Below are 22,719 nucleotides of genomic sequence, written 5' to 3' on the forward strand. Positions count from 1 at the left end.
TTGGCGCCTGTTTCCTGTCGGGGCTTCAGTAGTTTCTGGCGCCGGAGCAGGAAACAGGCGCCATCGCGGCGAGGGCCCCGGTGAACGAGGGCGAGTGAGAGGGCGCGGCGGGGGTCAGCCGACGGATGCGGCGAAGTCGCCCACGAGCGAGGTGATGTCGGCGCGCATGTCCGCATCCGGAATCGTTGGGGTGCCGTCGCCGGGCTGCAGGCCGTAGTCGCCGAACGAGGAGTGCCCGGCGCCGGGGATCTCGATCAGCTCGGCGTCGGCGGGGAGCTGATCGCGGGCGTCGGCGATCTTCTCCGGGGTGGATAGGCCGTCTTCGCTGCCGGCGATGCTGAGCACCGGCAGACCGGATGCGGAGAGGTCATTGGCGCAGTACGAGCCGAAGAGCGCGAGCGCGTCGGCATCCGTGGCCAACTGGCAGGCACGGACTCCGCCCAGCGAATGCCCGCCGACGATCCAGGTCGCTGTATCGGGGGAGAGGCCCGTGAACGAGTCGAGCCCGCGCAGGTCGAAGAACGCGAGGTTCAGCCACGGTTTCGTGATCACGACCGTCATCCCCCGCTCGGTGACGAGTCCGGACAGCTTCGACGCGTACGCCCAGGGGTCGACCTTCGCACCCGGGATGTAGACGAGTCCGGTCTCGCCCGCACCGGCAGCGGGGGACAGGACGATCGCCGCGGAGTCGTCGGTCAGGACGATGCCGGGGTCTGCCCGCACGGCCGCCAGTGCCTCCGGCTCCGCGCCCATGACGCCCACCTGGCTCCAGATGAGGATGCCGACGACCGCGGCGAGCAGCACGGCGCCCACGGATCCGAACACCCACGCGAGGATGCGCCGCATCCGTCGCCGCGGGCGCGCCCGCGTGCGGTCGTTGTCTTGGGGCGCGGTGGTGTCCGTCACCCCTCGAGCCTACGATCTCGCGAGCCCGTCCACCCCGGCTTCAGGTGTCCGCGTGGGCTGGCTTGGTCCGGGTTCACGTGTCGCGGATTGTCGGGCTGTGGCGTGGATTGCGACACGTGAGCCGGTGTGGCCTGGGTTCACGTGTCGCAACCTGCCGCGCCGCGTCGTGGATTGCGACACGTGAGCGGGAATCGCGCGTGGGCTGGTTTGGTCCGGGTTCACGTGTCGCAATTAGCCGGGGTGCAGCGCGGATTGCGACACGTGAGCGTCGATCGCGACGCGTGAGCCGGTGTGGCCTGGGTTCCCGTGCCGCGATCTGCCGTGGCGCGCCGCGGATTTCGCCACGTGAGCGCGGATCGCGCGTGAGCTGGCTTGGCCTGGGTTCACGTGTCGCAATTTGCCGGGCTACGGCGTGGATTGCGCCACGTGAGCCTGCCTGGCTCGGGTTCACGTGTCGCAATCTGTCGGGCTGCGGTGCGGATTGCGACACGTGAGCACAAACCGCCCCGCGCAACGGTCGCGGCAGTCGACAACGGACCCCGTAACCCCACGGACCCGCGAACCCCACGGACCCCGTAACCCCACGGACCCACGAACCCCGCGAACCCCGCGGACCCGCGAACCCGACGGACCCGCGAACCCCGCGAACCCCGCGAACCCCACGGACCCGCGAACCCGACGGGCCCGCGGGGTGGCTCCTCGACGGGGAGGTTCGGGTCCTCCCCGCCGAGAGTCGGGAGGGCGGGCTCAGCGGAGCGCGGTGCGGCGTGCGGCGAACGCGTCGCGCACACGGGGATAGAGCGGATGCTGCGGCTCGAGCCCGGTGACCTCGCCGACGAGCACGTCGGTGTCGGTCTCGACCAGGCGGCGCTGGAGCTCCACAGCCTCCGGGTCCTCGGGCGACGAGAACTCGAGCGCCGCACCGATCGTGGCGACCAGGGCGTCGACCGGCAGGCCGCGCTCGGCAGCCTCGGCTGCAGGACCGATGAATCGCTCGTGGCGGGAGAGCTTGCGCAGCGGCTGCCGTCCGACACGACCGACGGTGTCGGGAAGCCCCGGGTTGCGGAAACGGCCGAGGATGGTCTCGCGGTAACGGGCGAGCTCGTCGGGCGCGAAGCCGTGCGTGGCAATCAGCACGGCCGAGGTCTCGGCGAGTGTCGCCGACACGGCGGCCGCGATCTCCGGATCGGCCAGGACGTCCGAGATCCGATCGATTCCCGCGCGCGCGCCGTAGTACGCCGTCGTCGCGTGGCCCGTGTTGACCGTGAACAGCTTCCGCTCGATGTACGGTGCGAGGTCGTCGACGAAATGCGCCCCGGGGATGGTCGGCAGCTCGCCCGCGAACGGACCCTGCTCGATCGCCCACTCGTAGAACGGCTCGACGAACACGTCGACACCCGCATCCGCGGGCTGACCGGGAACGATGCGGTCGACGGCGGTGTTGGCGAAGACCGCGCGGGCGGCGAGGGCGTCCCAGTCGGCGCCGGCCTGCTCGGCCATGTGCGCCCGCAGCTGATCGGTCGCGCGGATCGCGTTCTCGCACGCCATCACCTGCAGGGGAGCGCGTGACGCGTCGCGCGCCGCGAGTCCGGCGTTCAGCAGCGGTGCGACGAAGCGCAGGATGTTGGGTCCGACGGCCGTCGTCACCACATCCGCCGTCGCGATCTCATCGATGACCGCCTGCGGATCCGCGGCGCTGTTCAGCGCACGGAACCCGGTGACCTCGATGTCCACGCCGCCGTCGCCGACTTCGTGGACCGTGTAGGAGTCGACCGCGTTGATCGCGTCGACGAGACCGGCGGAGACGTCGGAGAACACGACCTCGTACCCGCCCTCGTGGAGCAGGAGCCCCACGAAGCCGCGGCCGATGTTGCCCGCGCCGAAGTGAACGGCTTTCACTGGTTCACCGTCGCGAGCAGGGTGTACAGCTCCTCCGGAGTCGATGCGGCCTTCAGGCGCGCGACGTCGTCCTCGTCGGAGAACAGGATGGCGATCTGCGACAGGATGTCGAGGTGCTCGTCGCCCTTGCCGGCGATGCCGATGACGAACGTGACGTGCTCGCCGCTCCAGTCGACGCCGCCGTCGTAGCGGACGACCGAGAGCGCGGAGTCGAGGATCGCGTCCTTGGTCTCGTTGGTGCCGTGCGGGATGGCGAGTTCGTTGCCCATGTAGGTGGACACCGTCTCCTCACGCTGCAGCATCGCGTCGTAGTAGGCGTCGGTCACGGCCCCCACGGACTGCAGGATGTCGGCGGCCTCGCGGGTCGCCTCCTCCCGGCTGACGCTGCCCGGGTGAATACGAACCTGCCCGATGCTGAGAACTGCCATGATGCTTCCTTTCGGTTGGTGTGCCCCGCCCGGGAGCCATGTCCCACTTTCTGCCGTTCAGACCGGGTCTGAGCGGCACAAAGTGGGACACGATGCGCAAAGAGTGGGACATGGAGAAGGATGCGGGCCGCGCGCGTGACGCGGCCCGCATCCGGAAGGTCAGCTCTGCGAGCCGTCCTTCTGCTGGTCGATGACGAGGTTGACGACCTCGTCGTACTTCGGGGAGTTCATGAAGTTGTCGACCGAGACGTGCACCGCGCCGGGAGCCGTGCCGCGGGCACGGTCCGTCAGCTGGTTCTGCGTGATGACCAAGTCGGCCGAGCCGTCGAGGTTCGCGATCGCCTTGTTCGTGACCGTGATGCCCTCCACGCCTGCCTTCTTGATCTTGTTGCGGAGCACGCTGGCGCCCATGGCGGACGAGCCCATGCCCGCGTCGCACGCGAACACGATGTTCGTGACGCGCTTCGTGGTGAGCACGCCGCCGTCGGCGTGGCCGCCGCTCTCGGCGCGGGTCTCGAGCACGTCGGCCTCGGCCTCGGCGTCGCGCACCACGGCGCGGTCACCGCCCGCTGTCGAGGTGCGCAGCGCATCCATGGCGGCAGAGGACTTGCCCTTGTTCGCCTCGGTCTGCGCGATCGCGGCGCCGAACGTGTCGCCCTCGGCGAGCAGGTCGCGCTTGCGCGAGGCCCGCAGGATGATCGCGGTGATGACGAACGTCACGGCCGCGGCGATGAGCACCGAGAGGTAGACGACGACGAGGTTGCCGACGCCCGGTCCGATGGCCGCGGCGGTCACGGCGATGATGCTGCCGGGAGCCGCGGGGAAGGCGAGACCGCCGCCGAGAACCATGTTGGTCGTGACACCGGCCGCGCCACCCGCGATGAGGGCGAGGATGGTGGTCGGCTTCGACAGGGCGTACGGGAAGTAGATCTCGTGGATGCCACCGAAGAACTGGATGATGGCCGCGCCCGGAGCAGAGGCCTTCGCTGCGCCGACTCCGAAGAAGGTGAAGGCGAGGAGGAGGCCGAGGCCCGGGCCGGGGTTGGCCTCGATGAGGAACAGGATCGACTTGCCGGCCTCGGTGGCCTGCTCGATTCCGAGCGGGGTGAAGACGCCGTGGTTGATCGCGTTGTTCAGGAAGAGCACCTTGGCGGGCTCCACGATGATCGAGACGATCGGAAGCAGGTTCACCGACACGAGCCAGTCGACCGCCGCACCGAGGACGGTGCTGATGCCGAGCATGACCGGGCCGAACACGAAGAAGCCGATGATCGCGAGGAACATGCCGAGGATGCCGGCCGAGAAGTTGTTGACGAGCATCTCGAAGCCGGGCTTGATCTTGCCGTCCCAGATGCGGTCCATCCACTTGGTGAGGATGGCGGCGATCGGGCCCATGATCATCGCGCCGAGGAACATCGGGATGTCGGTGCCGACGATGACACCCATCACGGCGATCGTGGCGACGACGCCACCGCGCTCGCCGTAGACCATGCGGCCGGCGGTGTTCGCGATGAGGAGCGGCAGCAGGTAGGTGACCATCGCACCGACGAGGCCGACGTAGGCGGAGATGTTTCCGCCGTCACCGGCGGCCAGGGCCGTCATGGCGCCGTTCCAGCCGATGACGCTGGAGTCGCCGCCGCCGCCGATGATCTCCGAGACGGGGTACCAGTGCCAGCCGAAGGGGCTGTTGGCGCCGAAGAAGCCGGCGGGGATGAAGAGCATGGTGATGAAACCCCATGCGATGAACGCGGCGATGTTCGGCATGATCATGCCGGACAAGAACGTGCCGAATCGCTGAACCGCGACCCGTGCACCCCCTGCCTTACTCGGTGTAGACGTCGTCGTCATTGCTGTGTCTCCTTCTGGGCGGTCGCGGCCTCACGGGCTGCGGTTCGGGCGGATGCGGCATCGTTTGCGGCAAGGGCGGCCTCGGCGATGCGACGTGCATCGTCGAGCGTGTACTGCAAAAGGGTGGCGCGGACGTCCGCGAGGGCGGTGGGCGCCATCGACAGGGTCGTCGCGCCGAGTCCGACGAGGACCACGGCGAGCAGCGGGTCGGCGGCGGCTTCACCGCAGATGCCGACGGGCTTGCCGAGTTCCGCGCCGGCACGGCCGGTGGTGCGGATGAGGCTGAGGACCGCGGGGTGCCACGGGTCCTGGAACGACGCGACGGAGCCGAGCAGGCGGTCCGCCGCGAGCGTGTACTGGGTGAGGTCGTTGGTGCCGATCGAGGCGAAGTCCGCCTCGCGCAGCACACGATCGGCCAGCAGCGCGGAAGAGGGGACCTCGACCATCACGCCGGCGGTCTTGATGCCGTACTCGCGCGCGATCGTGACGAAGTAGGTCGTCTCCTCGACGGTCGACACCATGGGTGCCATGACCCAGAGGTCGGCTGGCTCGCCGCTCGCGCGGACGTCCGCATCCGCTTCCGCGAGTGCCGTCAGCTGCTCGCGGAGGATGTCCTCGTTGGCGCGCAGGGCGCGAAGACCGCGGAGACCGAGCGCCGGGTTCTCCTCGTGCGCGTCGTTGAGGAACGCCAGCGGCTTGTCGGCGCCGGCGTCGAGTGCCCGGACGACGACCTTCTTGCCGCGGAATCCGGCGAGCAGCTGACGATACGACTCGCGCTGCTGGGCGACGGTGGGGGCATTCGTCGCGCTGAGGAACAGGAACTCGGTGCGGAAGAGTCCGACGCCCTCGGCGCCGAGCTCGATCGCCTCTGCCGCGCCCTCGGGCTTGCCGAGGTTCGCCAGCAGCGGCACCTTGGTGCCGTCGGCCAGGGCTCCCGGGGTGAGGGGAGCGGATGCGGCGTTCGCCCGAGCGTCGGCGCGGTTGCGGGCGCGCTGCAGTTCTTCCTCGGTCGGATCGATCGTGACGACTCCGGATGCCGCATCCACGATCACGACGCCGTCGTCGACGAGGTCCTTCGCGCCGGCGGCGCCGACGATCGCGACGATGCCCTTCTCGCGGGCGAGGATCGCCGTGTGCGAGGTCGGGCCGCCCTCGCTCGTGATGAGCGCGAGCACCATATCCAGGTCGAGGAGCGCGGTGTCGGCGGGCGCGAGGTCGGTCGCCACCAGTACGAACGGGTGACCGGGCTCGGGAACGCCGGGTGCGGGAACGCCGCGGAGACGGGCGATGACCCGCTGCGCTACGTCGTCGAGGTCGGCCGCGCGCTCACCCAGGTAGCCGCCGACGGCCGTCAGCGTGTCGCGGAAGCTCGCGAATGCGTCGTGCACGGCCCACTCGGCGGTCACGCCCTTCGCGAGCCGCGAGTCGACCTCGGATTCGAGCGACGGGTCCTCGGCCATCATGGCCTGGGCTTCCAGAACGTCCTGCGCGGCTCCACCAGCCTGCGCACCGCGCTCCTCGAGTTCGCGCGCGACCGCGTTCACGGCATCGCGCACGCGGGAAGTCTCCTCCTCGACGGTGAGGGTCGAGGGATCGTTGGCGGGAGCGGGCAGAGGCGCGGCCATGCGGGCGACAGGGCCCTGGGCGACGCCGAGTCCGATACCGACTCCGGGGATGGTGCTCATTGTTACGTTCACTCCGAATCGTGGTCAGTCGACAGCAGGTCCGCGAGGCGATCCAGGATCTCCTCGGCGTCACCACCGTCGACGGTGAGGGTCACATAGTCGCCGTAGTCGATGCCGAGCGAGATCACGCCGAGGATGCTGGCGGCGTTGATCGGTGCTCCGGCGTCCTTCGCGATCGTGACGGGGACGCCAGCGTCCTTCGCCGCCTGCGCGAACATCTTGGCGGGGCGAGCGTGCAGACCGTGGGACGATCCGATCCGCACGGTTCGGGTTGCGAGTGCCATGGGTGTCAGGGGGCCTTTCGTGCTCGGTCGGTGAGGGCGTCCGGAACCTCGGCGGCGCGAACGCCACCGGCGGCTTCCGTGACGAGACGCAGGGTACGGGCCCCGTCGCGGTCCGTGAAGATGTCTTCGGGGAGCAAGATCACGGGCACGCTGTACGCCGCCGCATCCGTTCGGATGTCGTCAATCGCGTCGGTCAGGTGCGGGCCGATCAGAACGATCTCCGCCTCACCGAGCCTGGCCGCAAGAGCGGACCGACTGACCGGTGCAGCGTCGTAGTGGAGTCCGGAATCGAGCGCCGCCCGCCGTAGCCGCTGCGCCACAAACGTGCTGGACGCGCCTGCGCCGCACACCACAAGGATCCTCATCGACCCGCCTCCTTCTTACCCATCCTGGAAACTCGCTGGGAGCAGGGCAACCAGAGGTTCTTCCGCGGGGTGCGGAAACCGGCGCGCACGCTCGGACGCAATCAGGCGCAACGTGATGGAATGAGAGTGTCGGCGGGTCTCGTCGGCAGAGAAAGGCGACCCGTGACTCGAGCAAGACAGGACCGTGTCCTCGCGGTCCTCGTGCGCGAGCGCGATTGGGTCACTGCGGCGACCCTCGCGGACGCGCTCGGAGTGACACCGCGCAGCATCCGCTCGTACGTGACGGCGATCAACGCCCGAGTGGCGGGCGCTGTCGAGTCCGGGCCGCTCGGTTACCGCGCGGCCGCGGAGGCGACGCTGGCTCTGCGTTCCCACGGAGCGGATGCGGGCACCCCCCGCGACCGCCTGCACACGATCGTGCGCACCCTGCTGAGCGCGCCCGACGGCATCGACGTATACGAGACGGCCGATGCGCTGTTCGTCAGCCCGGCGACGCTCGAATCCGATCTGTCGCGGGTACGCGGGCTGCTCGGCAGCACCGAACTGACGCTCGAGCGCTCGGCGGCCCGCGCGCGCCTGGTGGGCACCGAGGTCGCGCAGCGCCGCCTGCTGAGCAGCCTGGCCCACGACGAGATGGATGCGGGAGCGTTCGACCTCGCGAGTCTGCGCCGCACGCTCGGTGAGGAGTCGGTGGGGCCGCTCGCGTTCGGTCCGTTCAAAGCCGCGCTCGTCTCGGCGCTGACCGGCCTCGGCTACTTCGTGAACGAGTTCGGGATCTCCGACGTCATCGTGCACATCGCCATCGCCGCCGACCGCGTGACCGCCGGGCGCCCCCTGGAGGAGACGGCGACGCCCGCGACACCCGCCGTGCAGGCCGTCGCCGACGTCATCGACCGGTTGACGCAGCAGCACCTCGGTGTGCATCTGGGCACCGGCGACCGGCAGCATCTGGCGACCCTCGTGCTCACCCGGGTGGTGGCGCCGGGCGCCGAGGAGGGCCGGACGCCCCTGGATCCCGAGGTCGAGCTGGCGGTGCGAGACATCGTGGCGGATGCCGCATCCGAGTTCCTCGTCGACATCGTCGACCCGGACTTCGTGCTGCGTCTCGCCCTGCACGTGCAGAATCTGCGCCTGCGCGCCCGCGAACAGGCGTGGTCGCGGAACCCCCTCACCCGCTCGCTCAAGTCGACGTACCCGATGATCTTCGAGGTCGCCGTGTACATCGCGAATCGCCTGCACGAGCGGCTCGACATCCCGCTCCTCGACGATGAGATCGCCTATATCGCGATGCACGTGGGCGGCGAACTCGAGCGCAGCCGGCGCGCGGACGACCTGCTGACCGCGACGATCGTGTGCCCCGGCTACTACGAGCTGCACGAGTTGCTGCGATCGAGCGTCGATCGTTCCCTCGGTCGCGCGATCGAGGTCGTCGAGGTCGAGACGCGAGTCGATCCCGACTGGGAGGCGATCGACACCGACCTGGTGCTCACCACGATCGACCCCCCGATCGCGAGCGACCGGTTCGTGCACATCCAGCCCTTCCTGACCCCCGCCGACGTCGAGCGCGTGCAGACCGTCGCCGCCCGCATCCGCCGCGGCCGCCGACTCGCCCGTTTGCGGGCGGAACTCGAGCGGTATTTCGATCCGAGCGCGTTCGTCCGCGGGATCGACGGCGCCGGCGGTGAGGAATCCGTCATCCGGCACCTGGGCAGCACGCTCGTCGCGCAGGGCGTGATCGACGTCGACTACCTCGATCGCACGATCGAGCGGGAGCGCCTGTCGTCGACCGCCTTCACGGACTCGCTCGCCGTGCCGCACGCGATCGGCATGACGGCCGAACGCACCGCGATCGCGATCGGGATCGCCGAGCACACGATCCCGTGGGGCGACGGGCGCGTGCAGGTGGTCGCGCTGGCGGCGTTCTCCGAGACCGACCGCGAAGCCTTCCAGACGGTGTTCGAACAGTTCGTCGAGGTCTTCAGCGAGCGCGACAGCGTGCAGCGGATCGTGCGCCGCGGCACGGACTTCTCGTCGTTCCTCGACGAGCTCGTCGCCGTCATCGACGGCTGAGCGCGGGCGCGCTGCGCGTTCGAGGTGCGTGTTCGAGGTGCGCGCCGATGTTCGTTCGGCTGAGCGCCGAGCTTCGTTCCGGTTCGGGGCACGATCCTGCGGTTGGGGCACGAATTTCGCGCCCCAACCGCACGAATGTGCCCCAAACGACAAAGAATGCGCCCCAAACACGGGGGAATGTGCTGCGAACGGGTCAGCGGGAGCGTGGCGGAACGAGGCCGAAAGCCGCGAGGCGCGTGCCGAGCGATTGAGCACTGCCGATGTGGTCCCACCCCCACCGGGCGAGTGGGCGACCGGTCGTGCCCCTGATCCAGTCCTCGCGGGCCTTTTCCTCCAGGAGCGTGCGCTCGAGGTCGCGTCCGCTGCGTAAGTCCGGGTTGGTGTACTTTCCGAGTCCGTCGAACTCGCCGAGGGCGTGAACGTCGTCAAGTCCGAAATCGACGAAGAAGTCTTGGCCGTGCGGACCCGCGACGCGCACCTGGAGATCGGGACGAGCGAACCCGAGTTGTGCGAGGCGGATGCGGCTGATGCTCTCTCCCGGGAGCTGCGCGCGCCCGTCGGCGAACTCCAGCACGCGCTCCGCGCGCCAGATGCCATGCGCCGAGCCCCGGGCGATCCCGGCGGCGGCGGCCCGGAGCTCTTGGGCGCGGTCTGCGTCGTAGGTGCGCGACATCGCCACGAGCCGGAGCGCAGCATCCGCGACGCAGACGGACGTCTCGCGCTCAGAGGTCCGGGCGACGTCTGCAACGGTCCGGACGAGACTCGTGCATCGAAGCCCGACCCGCTCGACGATGTCGCCCTCATCGAGAGCGCCGCGATGACGCACCACGCCCTGGGATGCTCGCGGCCTGCTGCCCGGAACGATCGTGTGCACGCTTCGATCGCGCACGCCGTAGACAGGGAGGCCGTGCAGTGCCGCTGCCGTCAGATGGGAGAAGACGGGCGGCCGGTGCGACACCAGTGCGACGGCCCGGGCACGCACGATGATGCGGTCCTCGACGGTGAAGGCGGATGCCGCATTCTGGCGCAGATAGACGCCGGGGCGCACGACGGTCAGTTCGTTCGCGGCGAGCAAGCGCCGCAGCGGAACGGCCCCGATGCCGACGTCCGCGAGATCGTCGCGGCGAAAGAGTTCTACCGTCCAGGCCAGGCTCATCCGTTGAGTATCGAGGCCCGACGTGACGCGGAGTTCGTTTCGTCGCCGCATCCGTACAACGGATGCCCGCGTCGCCCCTGGGGAGGAGCCGTCGGCTCACTGCCCCCGTGCACGCTCCGCTCCAAGCCGACCAGGCGTTCGGGGCACAATCCTGCGGTTGGGGCACGATTTTCGCGCCCCAACCGCACGAATGCGCCCCAAACCCTCAGGAATGCGCCCCAAACGAGGCGCGGGGAGCGCGGGCGCGCGGCGCGGGGTCAGGCGCGGCGGCGGAGGCGCTGCTCGAGGGCCGTGCGGGCCGCGGGCCACTCGCGGTCGATGATCGAGAACACGACCGTGTCGCGCAGCGATCCGTCCGCCCACACGGAATGGTTGCGGAGCACCCCGTCCTGCTTCGCGCCGAGACGGGCGATCGCGGCACGCGACTGGTGGTTGTGCCAGTGTGTGCGGAACTCCACCGCGATGCAGTCGAGGTCCTCGAACGCGCGCGTGAGCAGCAGCAGCTTCGCCGCCGGGTTGACCCCGGTGCTCTGCGCCGCCGCACCGATCCAGGTCGAGCCGATCTCCAGACGCCGGTTGGGGGCGTCGATGTTCATGTACGTGGTCATCCCCACGGCGCGACCGGTCGACACCGGCACGATCGCCCACGGCGCCATGGTCCCGCTCCGCTGCGCGGCGAGCCGCCGTTCGATCTCGGCCGGCACCGCGTCGGGCGCGGGGATGCGGGTGTACCAGGTGCGCCACAGGTCATCGACCGCGACCGCTTCCGCAAGGTCGGCGGCGTGCGAGAGCGCCAGCGGCTCGAGGCGAACGATGTCGTTCTCGAGCGCCGGCGTCGCGGCGAACCCCTCGCTCACGACAGGCTGTCGAGAAGCGCTCGTGCGCCGGAGGACAGCGCGTCCAGGCGGGTGCGGGCAGCATCCGCGGAGTCGCCCCGCACGTCGAGGTACAGCTTGAGTTTCGGTTCGGTACCGGAGGGGCGCACGATCAGGCGCCCGCCGCCCTTGACCGCGTACCGCAGCACATCGCCGGGCGGCAGGTCGCCGGATCCCTCGAGCAGGTCGTCGACGCGGGTGACCTTGGTCTCGCCGATCCGGGCCGGATGCTGCGCCCGCAGCGCAGCCATGATCCGGGCGATCGTCGAGACATCGTCGACCCGCACCGAGATCTGATCGCTCGCGTAGTACCCGAAGGTCTCGTCGAACTCGGTCAGCAGATCGGAGAGCGTGCGGCCGTCGGCGCGCGCCTCGGCGACGAGGCCGAGGATCGCGACCGCGGCCGAGATCCCGTCCTTGTCGCGCACGGTTCCGGGATTCACGAGGTAGCCGAGGGCTTCTTCGAACCCGTAGGCGAGGCCGGGGGCGCGCGAGATCCACTTGAAGCCCGTCAGGGTGGCGTGAAAGTCGAGCCCGTAGTGCGTCGCCACGGCCTCGAGGCCGGGGGAGGAGACCAGCGAGCACGCGAGCGCTGCGCCTTCGGTGGCACCGGATGCAGCGACCAGCCGCGCAGCGCGCCAGCCGAGCAGCAGCCCGACCTGGTTGCCGGTCAGGCGTCGCCATCCGCCGTCGGCGTCCGCATCCGGGATCGCGACCGCCAAGCGGTCGGCGTCGGGGTCGTTCGCGATGATCAGTTCGGCGTTCTCGCGCCGCGCGGTCTCGAACGCGAGGTCCATCGCGCCCGGCTCCTCGGGGTTCGGGAAGGCCACCGTCGGGAACGCGGCATCGGGCTGGATCTGCTCGGCGACCACGATGGGGGCCGGGTACCCCGCGGTCGACACGATGCGTCCGAGCGTCTCCGCTCCGACGCCGTGCAGGGCGGTGTAGACCCAGCGGAGCCCCTCGGCGCCGGCGACCGCGGGGGCGACGGCGGAGGTCGCCTCGACGTAGGCGTCCACGACGGACTCGGGCGCCGTGCGGTAGGCGAGGGACCGCGGCAGTTCGCTGACGGGAGCAGATGCAGCGACCCGCGCGATGTGCGCGGCGATCTCGCCGTCGGCGGGCGGAACGATCTGCGAGCCGTCGTCGGCGCCGCCGAGGTACACCTTGTACCCGTTGTCGTTCGGCGGATTGTGGCTCGCCGTGACCATGACGCCGGCGTCGGCGCCGAGGGCGCGCACGGCGAAGGCCAGCACGGGCGTCGGCAGAAGACGCGGCAGCAGCACGGCATCGAAGTCGGCGCCGGCGAAGATCTCGGCGGAGTCGCGCGCGAAGACGTCGGAGTTCTTGCGCCCGTCGTAGCCGACGACCACGGTCGGCGTCCGGCCGGCCGGGGCGTGTTCCCGCAGGTAGCCCGCGAGTCCCGCGGCGGCCTGCGCGACGAGCACCCGGTTCATCCGCTGCGGGCCGGCGCCGAGTTCGCCGCGGAGGCCGGCCGTGCCGAACTCGAGTCGACCGTCGAAGCGGTCCGCGAGTTCGGCGGATGCGGCGGCGTCGCCCGCATCCGCCCGCTCCAGGATGGCCTCGAGCTCTGCACGGGTCTCCGGATCGGGATCCTGCGCGAGCCAGTCGCGTGCCGCAGCGGCGAAACCGCCCGCCGCGTCCGGGGCGCTCACAGCGCGCCGATCACGCGAGCGAGCAGGGCAGAGATCACGGGCTCCGCCTCGCGGCCCGCCTCGATCACCTCGGCGTGGCTGAGCGGCGTGGTCTGGATGCCGGCGGCGAGGTTCGTGATGAGCGAGAACCCGAGGATCTCCATGCCGGCCTGTCGCGCGGCGATCGCCTCGAGCGCGGTCGACATGCCGACGATGTGCCCGCCGATGATCCGCGCCATCTGCACCTCGGCGGGAGTCTCGTAGTGCGGACCGCGGAACTGCACGTACACACCCTCGTCGAGCGACGGGTCGATCCCGCGGGCCAGCTCGCGCAGGCGCGTGGAGTAGAGGTCGGTGAGGTCGATGAACGTGGCGCCCTCGAGCGGCGAGTCGGCGGTCAGGTTGATGTGGTCGCTGATGAGCACCGGCTGCCCGGGCGTCCACTCGCGCTTGATGCCGCCGGCGCCGTTGGTGAGCACCATCGTCTTCACGCCCGTCGCGGCCGCGGTTCGCACGCTGTGCACGACCCGGCGGACGCCGTGGTCCTCGTAGTAGTGGGTGCGCGCGCCGATGACGAGCACGTTCTTGCCGCCGGGCGTGCGGACGCTGCGGAGCGTGCCGACGTGTCCCTCGAGCGCGGGCTTGCTGAAGCCGGTCACCTCGGTCGCCGGGATCGTCGCGACGGTCTCGCCGATGAGCTCCGCGGCCTTACCCCATCCGCTGCCGAGGGTGAGCGCGATGTCGTGCTGGGCGACGCCGGTCAGGCGCGCGATGTCGTCCGCGGCTTGGCGTGCGACCTCGAACGGGTCGGCTGCGGGATCGTCGAGGGGGTGGGTGCCGGTAACTGCCATCCCCCCACCTTATGAATCCGCGCCCCGCGGGGCCACTCGGGCGCGCGGTTTCGCGCTGCCCGCGCGCGCGGGAGACAATGAGCACATGTCCGTCAGCTTCGAGAGTTCGCAGAGCGTCGCCATCATCGGTGGAGGGCCCGGCGGATACGACGCCGCGCTCGCCGCCGCCCAGCTGGGGGCCGAGGTGACGGTCGTCGAGCGCTCCGGCATCGGCGGCTCGGCCGTGATCACCGACGTCGTCCCATCCAAGACGCTGATCGCGACGGCGGATGCGGCGGTGTCGATCGCGGGTGCCGGCGACCTGGGCGTGCAGCTGTTCGCGCGGAACGGCGACGGCACGCCCCTTCAGCCCCACATCGCGATCAACCTCGCGGCCGTCAACCGCCGCACGCTCGCGCTCGCTCGCCAGCAGTCCGACGACATGCGCGCCACTCTCGTCGAGGCCGGCGTCCGCATCATCTCCGGGCACGGGCGCCTGGAAGGTCCGCGGGCTGTCGTCGTCTCGACGGGCCCCGGCGGCACCGATTTCGACCGCGTCGAAGCCGACACCCTGGTCGTCTCGGTCGGCGCCTCGCCGCGTGAGCTTCCGACGGCGAAGCCCGATGGCAGCCGCATCCTCACGTGGACTCAGCTGTACGACATGAAGACGGTCCCCGAGCACCTCATCGTGGTCGGCTCGGGCGTGACCGGCGCCGAGTTCGCTTCGGCGTACATGAACCTCGGCGCGAAGGTGACCCTCGTGTCGAGCCGCGACCAGGTGCTCCCGGGTGAGGATGCGGATGCGGCGGCGGTGCTCGAGAAGGTGTTCGCCCGCGGCGGCATGACGCTTCTCGCGAAGGCGCGCGCCGACCGGGTCGTGAACACGGGTTCGGGTGTCGTCGTGACCCTTTCCGATGGGCGGACCGTCGAGGGCAGCCACTGCCTGATGGCGGTCGGGTCGGTACCGAACACCGCCGGCATCGGGCTGGAAGAGGCCGGGATCGAGATGACCGAGTCCGGCCACATCCGGGTCAATCGGGTCGCCCGCACCTCCGTGCCGAACATCTACGCCGCGGGGGACTGCACGACGTTCGTGCCGCTCGCGTCGGTCGCCTCGATGCAGGGGCGCACGGCGATCTTCCACGCGCTCGGCGATGTCGTCATCCCGCTCGACCAGCGCCGTATCGCCGCCAACATCTTCACCGCGCCCGAGATCGCGACCGTCGGGTGGCAGGAGAAGGACATCGCGGAGGGCACCGTCAACGGCGTCGTCCGCAAGCTCCCGCTCGCCGCGAACCCGCGCGCGAAGATGATGGGCATCAAGGACGGCTTCGTCAAGATCATCGCCCAGAAGAACAGCGGCACTGTGCTGGGCGGCGTGATCGTCGGACCCCGCGCATCCGACATGATCTACCCGATCGCGATCGCCGCCGAGCGCCGCCTGACGGTCGACCAGGTCTCTCGCGTGTTCGCGGTGTACCCGTCGCTCTCGGGCAGCATCACCGACGCGATGCGCGCGATGCACGTCGTCGAGCGCTCCGGCGAAGACGAGGACTGACCCCGCGCGGGCGGGTGCGGCCCGCCCCCGTTCCCGCAGTCCCTTGTCGCGCGCTACTTTTCTGCTCCCGCGCCACAGATCTGAGGCGCGGGAGCAGAAAAGTGGCGCGCCTAGGTGATCGTGAGCAGTCGGTGGCCGGCGGAGACGGTCGTGCCGGGGGCGGCGTCGATCCCGCCGACCACGCCGTCCTTGTGGGCCTGGATCGGCTGCTCCATCTTCATGGCTTCGAGCACGACGACGAGGTCGCCCTTGACGACCTGCTGGCCGTCCTCGACGGCGAGTTTCACGATCGTGGCCTGCATCGGAGCCTTGACCGCGTCGCCCGATGCTCCCGCGACGACCGAAGTCTGGTGCGAGCGGCGCGAGGGCGGCACGATCGCGGGGCGTCCGGATGCGGCGGGCGCCGCAGCGATGCGGTCGGGCAGGCTCACCTCGAGGCGCTTGCCACCGACCTCGACGACGACCGTGTGGCGCGCCTCCGCCGGGGCCGGGTCGCCCAACTCGCCGTCCCACGCGGGGATGTCGTTGTCGAACTCGGTCTCGATCCAGCGGGTGAAGACGCCGAATTCGCCGCTCTCCGCGGTGAAGGCGGGGTCGCGGACGACCTTGCGGTGGAAGGGGATCACGGTCGGAAGCCCGGCGACCTCGAACTCGTCGAGCGCGCGGCGGGCGCGAGCGAGCGCCTCGTCGCGGTCGCGACCGGTGACGATGAGCTTCGCGAGCAGCGAGTCGAACGCGCCCGAGACGGCATCGCCCGCGGTCACTCCCGAATCGAGCCGGATGCCGGGGCCACCGAACGTCTTGAAGACGCTGATCGGGCCGGGCTGGGGCAGGAAGCCGCGACCGGGGTCTTCGCCGTTGATCCGGAACTCGATCGAGTGGCCGACCGGCGCCGGGTCGTCGTAACCGATGAGCTCGCCCTCGGCGATCCGGAACTGCTCGCGGACGAGGTCGATCCCGGTGACTTCCTCCGAGACCGTGTGCTCGACCTGCAGTCGCGTGTTGACCTCGAGGAAGGAGATCGTGCCGTCGGCGCCGATGAGGAACTCGCACGTGCCGGCGCCGAGATATCCGACCTCGCGGAGGATCGCCTTGGACGACTCGTAGAGGATGCGGTTCTGCTCTGCGGTCAGGAACGGCGCGGGCGCCTCCTCGACGAGCTTCTGGTGGCGACGCTGTAGAGAGCAGTCGCGGGTGGAGATGATGACGACGTTGCCGGCCGCATCCGCCAGGCACTGCGTCTCGACGTGGCGGGGCTTGTCGAGGTACTTCTCGACGAAGCACTCGCCGCGACCGAACGCGGTGATCGCCTCGCGGGTGGCGGATTCGAACAGTTCCTCGACCTCGTCGAGTTCGCGCGCGACCTTGAGGCCGCGCCCGCCGCCGCCGTATGCCGCCTTGATGGCGATCGGCAGCCCGAACTCCCGAGCGAACGCGACCACTTCGTCGGCACCGGACACGGGCCCCGGCGTGCCGGGGGCGAGCGGCGCGCCGACCTTCTCGGCCACGTGGCGGGCGGTCACCTTGTCGCCGAGCGACTCGATGGCGTCGGGGGACGGCCCGATCCAGATGAGCCCCGCTGCGATGACGGCGCGGGCGAACTCGGCGTTCTCCGCAAGGAAGCCGTAGCCGGGGTGCACCGCATCCGCCCCCGAGCGGCGGGCGATCGAGAGGATCTTCTCGATGGAGAGGTACGTGTCGGCGCTCGTTGCGCCCTCGAGTGCGTAGGCCTCATCGGCGAGGCGGACGTGGAGGGCGTCGCGATCCTGGTCGGCGTAGACGGCGACGGACGCCTTGCCGGAGTCGCGAGCGGCACGGATGATGCGGACGGCGATCTCGCCGCGATTCGCGATGAGGACCTTGGCGATTCGAGGCATGGGTGCCAGCCTACCGAGCGTTTCCCGACTGTTTTTGACCGAACCTCACAAAACGGCGGACAAACCGTGGGTGGGTTCCTACGACACGTCCCACAGGTCGGTCCAGGTCACGTCGAGTTGCCGGCAGAGCTGCCGGAGAGTCGACAGCGACATGCCGACGACGGTCGAGGGGTCGCCCTCGACCCGCGTGATGAAGGCCCCGCCGAGGCTGTCGACCGTGAACGCGCCCGCGACCAGCAGCGGTTCTCCGGTGGCGACGTACGCCGCGACCTCGCCGTCGGTGACGTCAGCGGCGAAGGTGACGGATGCGGCCGCCACCGCGTGCGCCTCCTGCGGGGGTCGTCCGGGAGAGAGTCGCACGACGCTGTGGCCGGAATGCAGCACGCCGGTGCGCCCGCGCATCTGGTGCCAGCGGGCCGTGGCCGCCTCCGGCGTGTAGGGCTTGCCCAGGATCTCGCCGTCGATCTCGAACATCGAGTCGCCGCCGATGACGATGCCGTCGAACGCGGGGTCGTCGGCTTCGACGACGGCGGTGACGGCGGCCGCTTTCCGGCGAGCGAGCAGCAGGACGTGCTCGTCGGGGGCGAGTGTGCGCCCCTCTCCGGCCTCGACGGCGGCGATGACGGCCTCTTCGTCGACGTCCGGTGCCTGCGTCTCGGGTTCGATGCCGGCCTGGCGCAGCAGCATGAGCCTGGCGGGAGACGTGGAGGCGAGCAGCACGCGAAGGGGCATGATCTCCACGGTAGTGCGCCCCGGTCCGCCCGGCGATCGGCCCGCCACGGCATGTGACAGGCTCGACGTATGGACACCGGTGACGTCATCGACCTCGAGATCACGGATGTCGCCCACGGCGGCGTCTTCGTCGGCCGCCACGGCGAGCCCGGCGAGAAGGGGCGTGTCGTGTTCGTGCCCGACACGATGCCCGGCGAGCGGGTTCGGGTGCGTCTGACCGATACCCGCAAGCCCGCGTTCTGGCGTGGCGAGGTCGTCGAGGTGCTCGACGCGTCGCCGCACCGCCGGCCGCACGTGTGGGCGCAGGCGGGCCTCGACCACCCGGCCGACGATCGTCCCGGCGGGGCCGACTTCGGGCACATCGCGCTGGACGAGCAACGCGCCCTCAAGCTCCGCGTCGTCGAGGATGCCCTCGCGCGGATCGGCAAACTGGACCTCCCGGCGACGATCGAGCCGCCGCGTCCGGTGACCGACGCCGCGGGCGCCGTGCACGAGGAGTCCGAGGACGGCACCGGCTGGCGTACGCGCGTCAGCCTGCACGTGGATGCGGACGGCCGCATCGGACCGTTCGGCGCGCGCAGCCATCGGGTGGTTCCGGTCTCGGAGCATCCGTTGGCGACCGCTGCGATCGCGGAGACCGCCGCACGCCTCGATCACGGTCGGCCGGGACGGATCGACCTCGTCCAGCCCGCCGACGGGCGTGTGCGCGTGCTGCCGCGCCCCGACGCTCGGCCGGCGCGCCGGGCGACCCCGGAGGTCGTCCGCGAGATCGTCGGCGAGCGGGAGTTCCGCGTGGACGCCGGCGGATTCTGGCAGGTGCATCGCCTCGCGCCCCGCACCCTGACCGATCTCGTCACCGACGCGTTGCGCGAGGTCGGAGCGGATGCGGACGGCTGGCACCTCGACCTCTACGGCGGTGTCGGCCTGCTGGCCGCGGCCATCGGTGACGTCGTCGGCCCGCTCGCGCGCATCACGACGGTCGAATCCGACGCTCGGGCGACCGAGCACGCGGGGGAGAATCTCGCGGAATGGGTCGGCGCGCGTGCGGAGACGGCCCGCGTCGAGCGCTGGGTCGACGCGCTGGCGAGCGGCGCGAGCGCCGCGGAGCAGGAGCGGCTGCAGCGCGGTGTCGTGGTACTCGACCCGCCCCGGTCGGGTGCGGGAACGCAGACGACGCGCGCGATCGCCAGGCTCGCTCCGCGCGCGATCGTCTACGTCGCGTGCGACCCGGTCGCGCTCGCCCGGGACCTCGCGGTGTTCCGCGAGGAGGGCTACGAGGCCGCCACGGTGCGGGCCGTCGATCTGTTCCCGCACTCGCATCACATCGAAGCCGTCGTCGCCCTCACCCGGTGACGCCTCGCCATCCGGTGTCGGTGCCGCGGTTAGCATGAGCGCATGACGCGCGTTGCTTTCGTCGATGACCACGAGTCCGTCCGGCTCGGGGTCGAGGCGGCGTGCGCGCGCACCGGCACCACCCAGGTGATCTTCTCGGGTGCCACCGTCGACGCCTACCTCGCGTGGCGCCGTGAGGACGGCGGCGCCCCGGCGGATGTCGTCGTGCTCGATCTGACCCTCGGCGACGGAACGACGGTCTCCGAGAACGTCAACCGCCTCGTCGACGACGGCAGCGCGGTCATCATCTACAGCGTCGCCGACCGGCCCGCCGCCGTTCGCGAGGCGCTCCAGGCGGGCGCGGCCGGCGTCATCAGCAAGGCCTCACCCGTGCACGACGTCGTCTCGGCGATCGAGACGGTCGCGGCCGGCGACGCGCTGAACACCGTCGAGTGGGCGAGCGCCATCGAAGGTGACCGCGCGTTCGCCGACGCGCAGCTCTCGGTCCGCGAGCGCGAGGTGTTGCGGCTGTACGCCGCGGGTCTGCCGCTGAAAGCCGTCGGCGAGCGGCTCGGGATCGCGTTCTCGACTGCGAAAGAGAACATCACCCGCATCCGGATCAAGTACGTCGAAGTCGGGCGCCCCGCGCCCACGAAGGTAGACCTGCTGCGCCGCGCGCTCGAAGACGGCCTGCTCGAGGAGTACTCGGTGGGCGCCAATGGCGGCTAAGGCCCCCGCGGCGCCGACCGTCGACGAATACGCGGGAATCCCGGGCATCGCATCCTTCACCCGCGAGCGCGTGGAACGGGTCATGGCGGTGTCCGTGGCGATCGGAATCCTGGCCCTCGGGGCCCAGGGGTTCTTCGCCTCGATCGGGGCGCCCGATGTTCGTCCGGGCTGGCTGCTGCCGCTACAGCTTCTGACCTTCGTTCCCCTCGTCCTCACCGTGATCTCGTTCTTCTCCGGCACGGCGGTGAGAACGTTCGGCACGATCTTCGTCGCCGCGTACGTGATCGTGCTCCTGCTCTGGCCGATGGCGACGGCCGGATCGCAGACCGCCATCACCTTCCAGCCGTGGATCTACTTCATCGTGAACGTGGCCACGGTCGCCGCGGTGATCGTCATGCCGTTCCGGGTACACCTCGTCGTCACCATCGCGATTCCGGTGCTGTACTGCCTGGTGCGGATGGTCGAGGCGCAGTTCGTCCCCGAAGCGTGGATCGCGGTCGTGCTCGACAGCTCCTACTCGCTCATCCTCGGGAGCGTCCTGATGATGGTCGGGTGGACGTTCCGCACCGCCGCGACCACGATCGACGATCGACGCGCGCGCGCCGTGTCGTCCTACGCGCAGGCCGCCGCGGTGAACGCCACCGAGCGGGAGCGCGTCGCGGTCGCGGCGCTGATGCACGACAGCGTGCTGGCGGCGCTCATCGCGGCGGAGCGGGCCGAGACCCCCCGGGAACGCGACCTCGCGGTGTCGATGGCTCGCGAGGCGCTGACCCGGTTGGCCAACACCGACCGCGACGTCGGCGAGGGCAGCGATGCGCCGGTACCGGCCGACTCGATCGTCGACGGCATCCGGAACGTCCTGGTCGAGATGCGGGCGGATGCAGACATCCGGGTGCAGATGCATCCGGACACCCCGACCGTCCCCGGACGTGTGGCGCGCGCACTCGTGCTGGCGGCGACCCAGGCGCTGGCGAACGCCGTCGAGCACGCCGGCGCGGCCGACCTGACCGTCACCGTCGAGGGACGCCCGGCGCCCGAGGGCGTCATCATCACCGTGCAAGACGCCGGAGGCGGCTTCGACATCCGCAGCGTGCCGGCCGATCGGCTCGGCATCCGGGCGTCGATCCTCGCCCGGGTGAGCGCGTTCGGTGGCGAAGCCGTCGTCGACTCCGACGAAACCGGTACCCGCATCACGATGGTCTGGCGAAGCGGGGCGGCATGATCAGCATCCGTTTCGTCATCTCGATGCTCGGCGTCGCTTTCACATCGTTCCTGATCGCGCGCGCGGCCTGGCTCACCGGGCCCGTCGACAATCTGCCCCTGCTCTACACGACGATGGTCGTCTACCTCGTGAGCGCGTGGCTCTGCATCTTCTGGGGACTATCGTGGCGCACCGCGGCCCGCACGAACAGCGTGTCGGTGGGTCGCGGGAACGAACGGCTGCCGGTGTGGGTGTGCCTGGTGGCGCTGGTCGTCGCGATGATCCTCCCGCCGGCGGTCAGCCTCGGCGTCGGCAGCGGAGCGCTGACCGAGCAGTACGCGACCTGGTACATCGGCGGCATCGGCGCGACGATGACGATCCTCGTCGTCCGCCGCCGTCCGTGGCCGGCCTGGAGCGGTACGGCTCTGCTCGCCGGCTGGTCGATGTTCCTGCTCGGCCCGGGCGACGCGCTCGGTCTCGGTCTGGTCGGGTCGGTCGTCTGGGTCGCGGGCGCGCAGTTCTTCACCTTCGCGCTGGATCGCGCGGCGCGCGACACCGAGCGGCTCAGCGAGCTGCAGCGCAAGGCATCCGCCGTGCACGCCGCACAGAGCGGGCAGCAGCGGGAGCGCCGCATCCAGGTTCAGCGGGCGCTCGCCGTCGCCGGGCCCGTTCTCGGCCGCACGATCGCGAGCGGCGGATCGCTCACCCCGGAGGAGCGCACCGAGGCGCGGATCGCCGAGGGGCGGCTGCGCGACGAGCTGCGCGGACCGCGCCTTCTCGACGAGGCCGTGCGGGAGGCGCTGGATGCAGCGCGGCGCCGTGGTGCGCTCGTGACGGTGCTCGACGAGGGCGGCCTGGACGGCCTCGACGAGGGGCAGCTCGGCGAGATCCGACGCGAGCTCGCCGACACGCTGCGGAGCGCCCGCTCGGAACGGCTCTACATCCGCACGTCCCCCGACGACCGCGTTGCGGTGACGGTTGTGGGCCGGGCCGCATCGGCGCTCGGACTGTCGGACGAAGACAGCGTCGACCTCTGGCGCGAGATCGAACACCCCATTCGCTGAGCGCGCTTGCGGGTGAGGGTGCGGTCGCGGCCGTGTGCATGAGCGGATGCGGCGGCACGCGCTCGAGAACGTGACCCGCGCGATCGTCGCGGTGAAGAGGAGGGGAGCGGGAGGCGGCGAAACGCACGCCCCCCGCCCCGGGCAGACGGTTACCCGAAAACCGTCTGCGAGGCCGGTCCCGTCTGTCTACCCTGGTCGACAGCGGAACGACCGAACGCGAAAACG

Annotated in this window: 19 protein-coding genes; 6 read left to right on the forward strand and 13 right to left on the reverse strand. The window is 70.6% G+C overall.

All coding sequences use genetic code 11. The features are described from left to right. Positions 1-114: 114 nt before the first annotated feature. The 7 genes from LQ938_RS04000 to LQ938_RS04030 form a co-directional block, all read right to left on the reverse strand. Positions 115-846 carry an alpha/beta hydrolase gene (locus LQ938_RS04000; protein ID WP_223722528.1) on the reverse strand — a complete coding sequence of 244 codons (732 nt, stop codon included), beginning with the start codon at positions 844-846 and terminating at the stop codon, positions 115-117. 807 nt (positions 847-1,653) lie between these two features. Further along, positions 1,654-2,805, reverse strand: coding sequence for a mannitol-1-phosphate 5-dehydrogenase (locus LQ938_RS04005; protein ID WP_223721892.1), 1,152 nt, complete (start codon positions 2,803-2,805; stop codon positions 1,654-1,656). After that, positions 2,802-3,233 (reverse strand): PTS sugar transporter subunit IIA, encoded by a 432-nt coding sequence (locus tag LQ938_RS04010; protein WP_223721893.1) that lies wholly within the window; start codon positions 3,231-3,233, stop codon positions 2,802-2,804. Before LQ938_RS04010 ends, LQ938_RS04005 begins: the two co-directional genes overlap by 4 nt. Before the next feature lie 159 nt (positions 3,234-3,392). Next, complete coding sequence (locus LQ938_RS04015; RefSeq protein WP_223721894.1) at positions 3,393-5,081, reverse strand: PTS mannitol transporter subunit IICB; 1,689 nt, start codon at positions 5,079-5,081, stop codon at positions 3,393-3,395. Next, positions 5,078-6,766, reverse strand: a complete 1,689-nt coding sequence (gene ptsP / locus LQ938_RS04020; RefSeq protein ID WP_223721895.1) for a phosphoenolpyruvate--protein phosphotransferase — start codon at positions 6,764-6,766, stop codon at positions 5,078-5,080. The genes LQ938_RS04015 and ptsP overlap by 4 nt, the downstream gene beginning before the upstream one ends. 8 nt (positions 6,767-6,774) lie before the next feature. After that, positions 6,775-7,050: an HPr family phosphocarrier protein gene (locus LQ938_RS04025; RefSeq protein WP_223721896.1), complete on the reverse strand. Its 276-nt coding sequence runs from the start codon at positions 7,048-7,050 to the stop codon at positions 6,775-6,777. A gap of 5 nt (positions 7,051-7,055) precedes the next feature. Next, complete coding sequence (locus tag LQ938_RS04030; RefSeq protein ID WP_223721897.1) at positions 7,056-7,415, reverse strand: PTS sugar transporter subunit IIB; 360 nt, start codon at positions 7,413-7,415, stop codon at positions 7,056-7,058. Between the two features lie 162 nt (positions 7,416-7,577). Here LQ938_RS04030 and LQ938_RS04035 point away from each other — a divergent pair, with 162 nt between their 5' ends. Then, complete coding sequence (locus LQ938_RS04035) at positions 7,578-9,485, forward strand: BglG family transcription antiterminator (protein WP_223721898.1); 1,908 nt, start codon at positions 7,578-7,580, stop codon at positions 9,483-9,485. 193 nt (positions 9,486-9,678) lie between these two features. On the opposite strand, the gene LQ938_RS04040 is transcribed toward LQ938_RS04035, so the two are convergent. The 4 genes from LQ938_RS04040 to LQ938_RS04055 form a co-directional block, all read right to left on the reverse strand. Next, positions 9,679-10,641, reverse strand: coding sequence for a type IV toxin-antitoxin system AbiEi family antitoxin domain-containing protein (locus tag LQ938_RS04040; RefSeq protein ID WP_223721899.1), 963 nt, complete (start codon positions 10,639-10,641; stop codon positions 9,679-9,681). A 257-nt stretch (positions 10,642-10,898) separates the two neighbouring features. Then, positions 10,899-11,498: a GNAT family N-acetyltransferase gene (locus LQ938_RS04045; protein WP_374197470.1), complete on the reverse strand. Its 600-nt coding sequence runs from the start codon at positions 11,496-11,498 to the stop codon at positions 10,899-10,901. Next, positions 11,495-13,192: a phospho-sugar mutase gene (locus LQ938_RS04050; RefSeq protein ID WP_223721900.1), complete on the reverse strand. Its 1,698-nt coding sequence runs from the start codon at positions 13,190-13,192 to the stop codon at positions 11,495-11,497. The genes LQ938_RS04045 and LQ938_RS04050 overlap by 4 nt, the downstream gene beginning before the upstream one ends. Then, positions 13,189-14,022: a purine-nucleoside phosphorylase gene (locus LQ938_RS04055; RefSeq protein WP_223721901.1), complete on the reverse strand. Its 834-nt coding sequence runs from the start codon at positions 14,020-14,022 to the stop codon at positions 13,189-13,191. The genes LQ938_RS04050 and LQ938_RS04055 overlap by 4 nt, the downstream gene beginning before the upstream one ends. 85 nt (positions 14,023-14,107) lie before the next feature. Between LQ938_RS04055 and LQ938_RS04060 the strand changes: the two genes are divergently transcribed. After that, the gene (locus tag LQ938_RS04060; protein ID WP_223721902.1) at positions 14,108-15,559 is read left to right on the forward strand and encodes an NAD(P)H-quinone dehydrogenase; all 1,452 of its coding nucleotides are present in this window, start codon (positions 14,108-14,110) and stop codon (positions 15,557-15,559) included. 110 nt (positions 15,560-15,669) lie between these two features. Here the strand turns inward: LQ938_RS04060 and LQ938_RS04065 are convergent, their stop codons facing one another. Both LQ938_RS04065 and LQ938_RS04070 read right to left on the reverse strand, forming a co-directional pair. After that, on the reverse strand, positions 15,670-17,436 hold the full coding sequence (locus LQ938_RS04065; RefSeq protein ID WP_223721903.1) for an acetyl/propionyl/methylcrotonyl-CoA carboxylase subunit alpha: 1,767 nt from the start codon (positions 17,434-17,436) through the stop codon (positions 15,670-15,672). Positions 17,437-17,514: 78 nt separating this feature from the next. Beyond that, positions 17,515-18,168: a Maf family protein gene (locus tag LQ938_RS04070; RefSeq protein WP_223721904.1), complete on the reverse strand. Its 654-nt coding sequence runs from the start codon at positions 18,166-18,168 to the stop codon at positions 17,515-17,517. 69 nt (positions 18,169-18,237) lie between these two features. Here LQ938_RS04070 and LQ938_RS04075 point away from each other — a divergent pair, with 69 nt between their 5' ends. From LQ938_RS04075 to LQ938_RS04090, 4 genes are read left to right on the forward strand one after another with little or no spacing between them, the layout of a single operon-like run. Then, the gene (locus LQ938_RS04075; protein WP_223721905.1) at positions 18,238-19,521 is read left to right on the forward strand and encodes a class I SAM-dependent RNA methyltransferase; all 1,284 of its coding nucleotides are present in this window, start codon (positions 18,238-18,240) and stop codon (positions 19,519-19,521) included. A 42-nt stretch (positions 19,522-19,563) separates the two neighbouring features. Further along, positions 19,564-20,229, forward strand: a complete 666-nt coding sequence (locus LQ938_RS04080; RefSeq protein ID WP_223721906.1) for a response regulator transcription factor — start codon at positions 19,564-19,566, stop codon at positions 20,227-20,229. Beyond that, positions 20,219-21,451 (forward strand): sensor histidine kinase, encoded by a 1,233-nt coding sequence (locus LQ938_RS04085; protein ID WP_223721907.1) that lies wholly within the window; start codon positions 20,219-20,221, stop codon positions 21,449-21,451. Before LQ938_RS04080 ends, LQ938_RS04085 begins: the two co-directional genes overlap by 11 nt. Continuing rightward, positions 21,448-22,494: a hypothetical protein gene (locus tag LQ938_RS04090; protein WP_223721908.1), complete on the forward strand. Its 1,047-nt coding sequence runs from the start codon at positions 21,448-21,450 to the stop codon at positions 22,492-22,494. The genes LQ938_RS04085 and LQ938_RS04090 overlap by 4 nt, the downstream gene beginning before the upstream one ends. The last annotated feature ends 225 nt before the right edge of the window (positions 22,495-22,719 follow it).

The organism is Microbacterium sp. cx-55 (assembly GCF_021117345.1).
In the GTDB taxonomy this organism is placed as follows: domain Bacteria; phylum Actinomycetota; class Actinomycetes; order Actinomycetales; family Microbacteriaceae; genus Microbacterium.

Coding starts and splice junctions, on each gene's coding strand:
- LQ938_RS04070 (WP_223721904.1), bottom strand. CDS start 18,168: ATGCCCCTTCGCGTGCTGCTCGCCTCCACGTCTCCCGCCAGGCTCATG.
- LQ938_RS04065 (WP_223721903.1), bottom strand. CDS start 17,436: ATGCCTCGAATCGCCAAGGTCCTCATCGCGAATCGCGGCGAGATCGCC.
- LQ938_RS04040 (WP_223721899.1), bottom strand. CDS start 10,641: ATGAGCCTGGCCTGGACGGTAGAACTCTTTCGCCGCGACGATCTCGCG.
- LQ938_RS04075 (WP_223721905.1), top strand. CDS start 18,238: ATGGACACCGGTGACGTCATCGACCTCGAGATCACGGATGTCGCCCAC.
- LQ938_RS04000 (WP_223722528.1), bottom strand. CDS start 846: ATGCGGCGCATCCTCGCGTGGGTGTTCGGATCCGTGGGCGCCGTGCTG.
- LQ938_RS04015 (WP_223721894.1), bottom strand. CDS start 5,081: ATGACGACGACGTCTACACCGAGTAAGGCAGGGGGTGCACGGGTCGCG.
- LQ938_RS04060 (WP_223721902.1), top strand. CDS start 14,108: ATGTCCGTCAGCTTCGAGAGTTCGCAGAGCGTCGCCATCATCGGTGGA.
- ptsP (WP_223721895.1), bottom strand. CDS start 6,766: ATGAGCACCATCCCCGGAGTCGGTATCGGACTCGGCGTCGCCCAGGGC.
- LQ938_RS04030 (WP_223721897.1), bottom strand. CDS start 7,415: ATGAGGATCCTTGTGGTGTGCGGCGCAGGCGCGTCCAGCACGTTTGTG.
- LQ938_RS04010 (WP_223721893.1), bottom strand. CDS start 3,233: ATGGCAGTTCTCAGCATCGGGCAGGTTCGTATTCACCCGGGCAGCGTC.
- LQ938_RS04055 (WP_223721901.1), bottom strand. CDS start 14,022: ATGGCAGTTACCGGCACCCACCCCCTCGACGATCCCGCAGCCGACCCG.
- LQ938_RS04085 (WP_223721907.1), top strand. CDS start 20,219: ATGGCGGCTAAGGCCCCCGCGGCGCCGACCGTCGACGAATACGCGGGA.
- LQ938_RS04090 (WP_223721908.1), top strand. CDS start 21,448: ATGATCAGCATCCGTTTCGTCATCTCGATGCTCGGCGTCGCTTTCACA.
- LQ938_RS04080 (WP_223721906.1), top strand. CDS start 19,564: ATGACGCGCGTTGCTTTCGTCGATGACCACGAGTCCGTCCGGCTCGGG.
- LQ938_RS04025 (WP_223721896.1), bottom strand. CDS start 7,050: ATGGCACTCGCAACCCGAACCGTGCGGATCGGATCGTCCCACGGTCTG.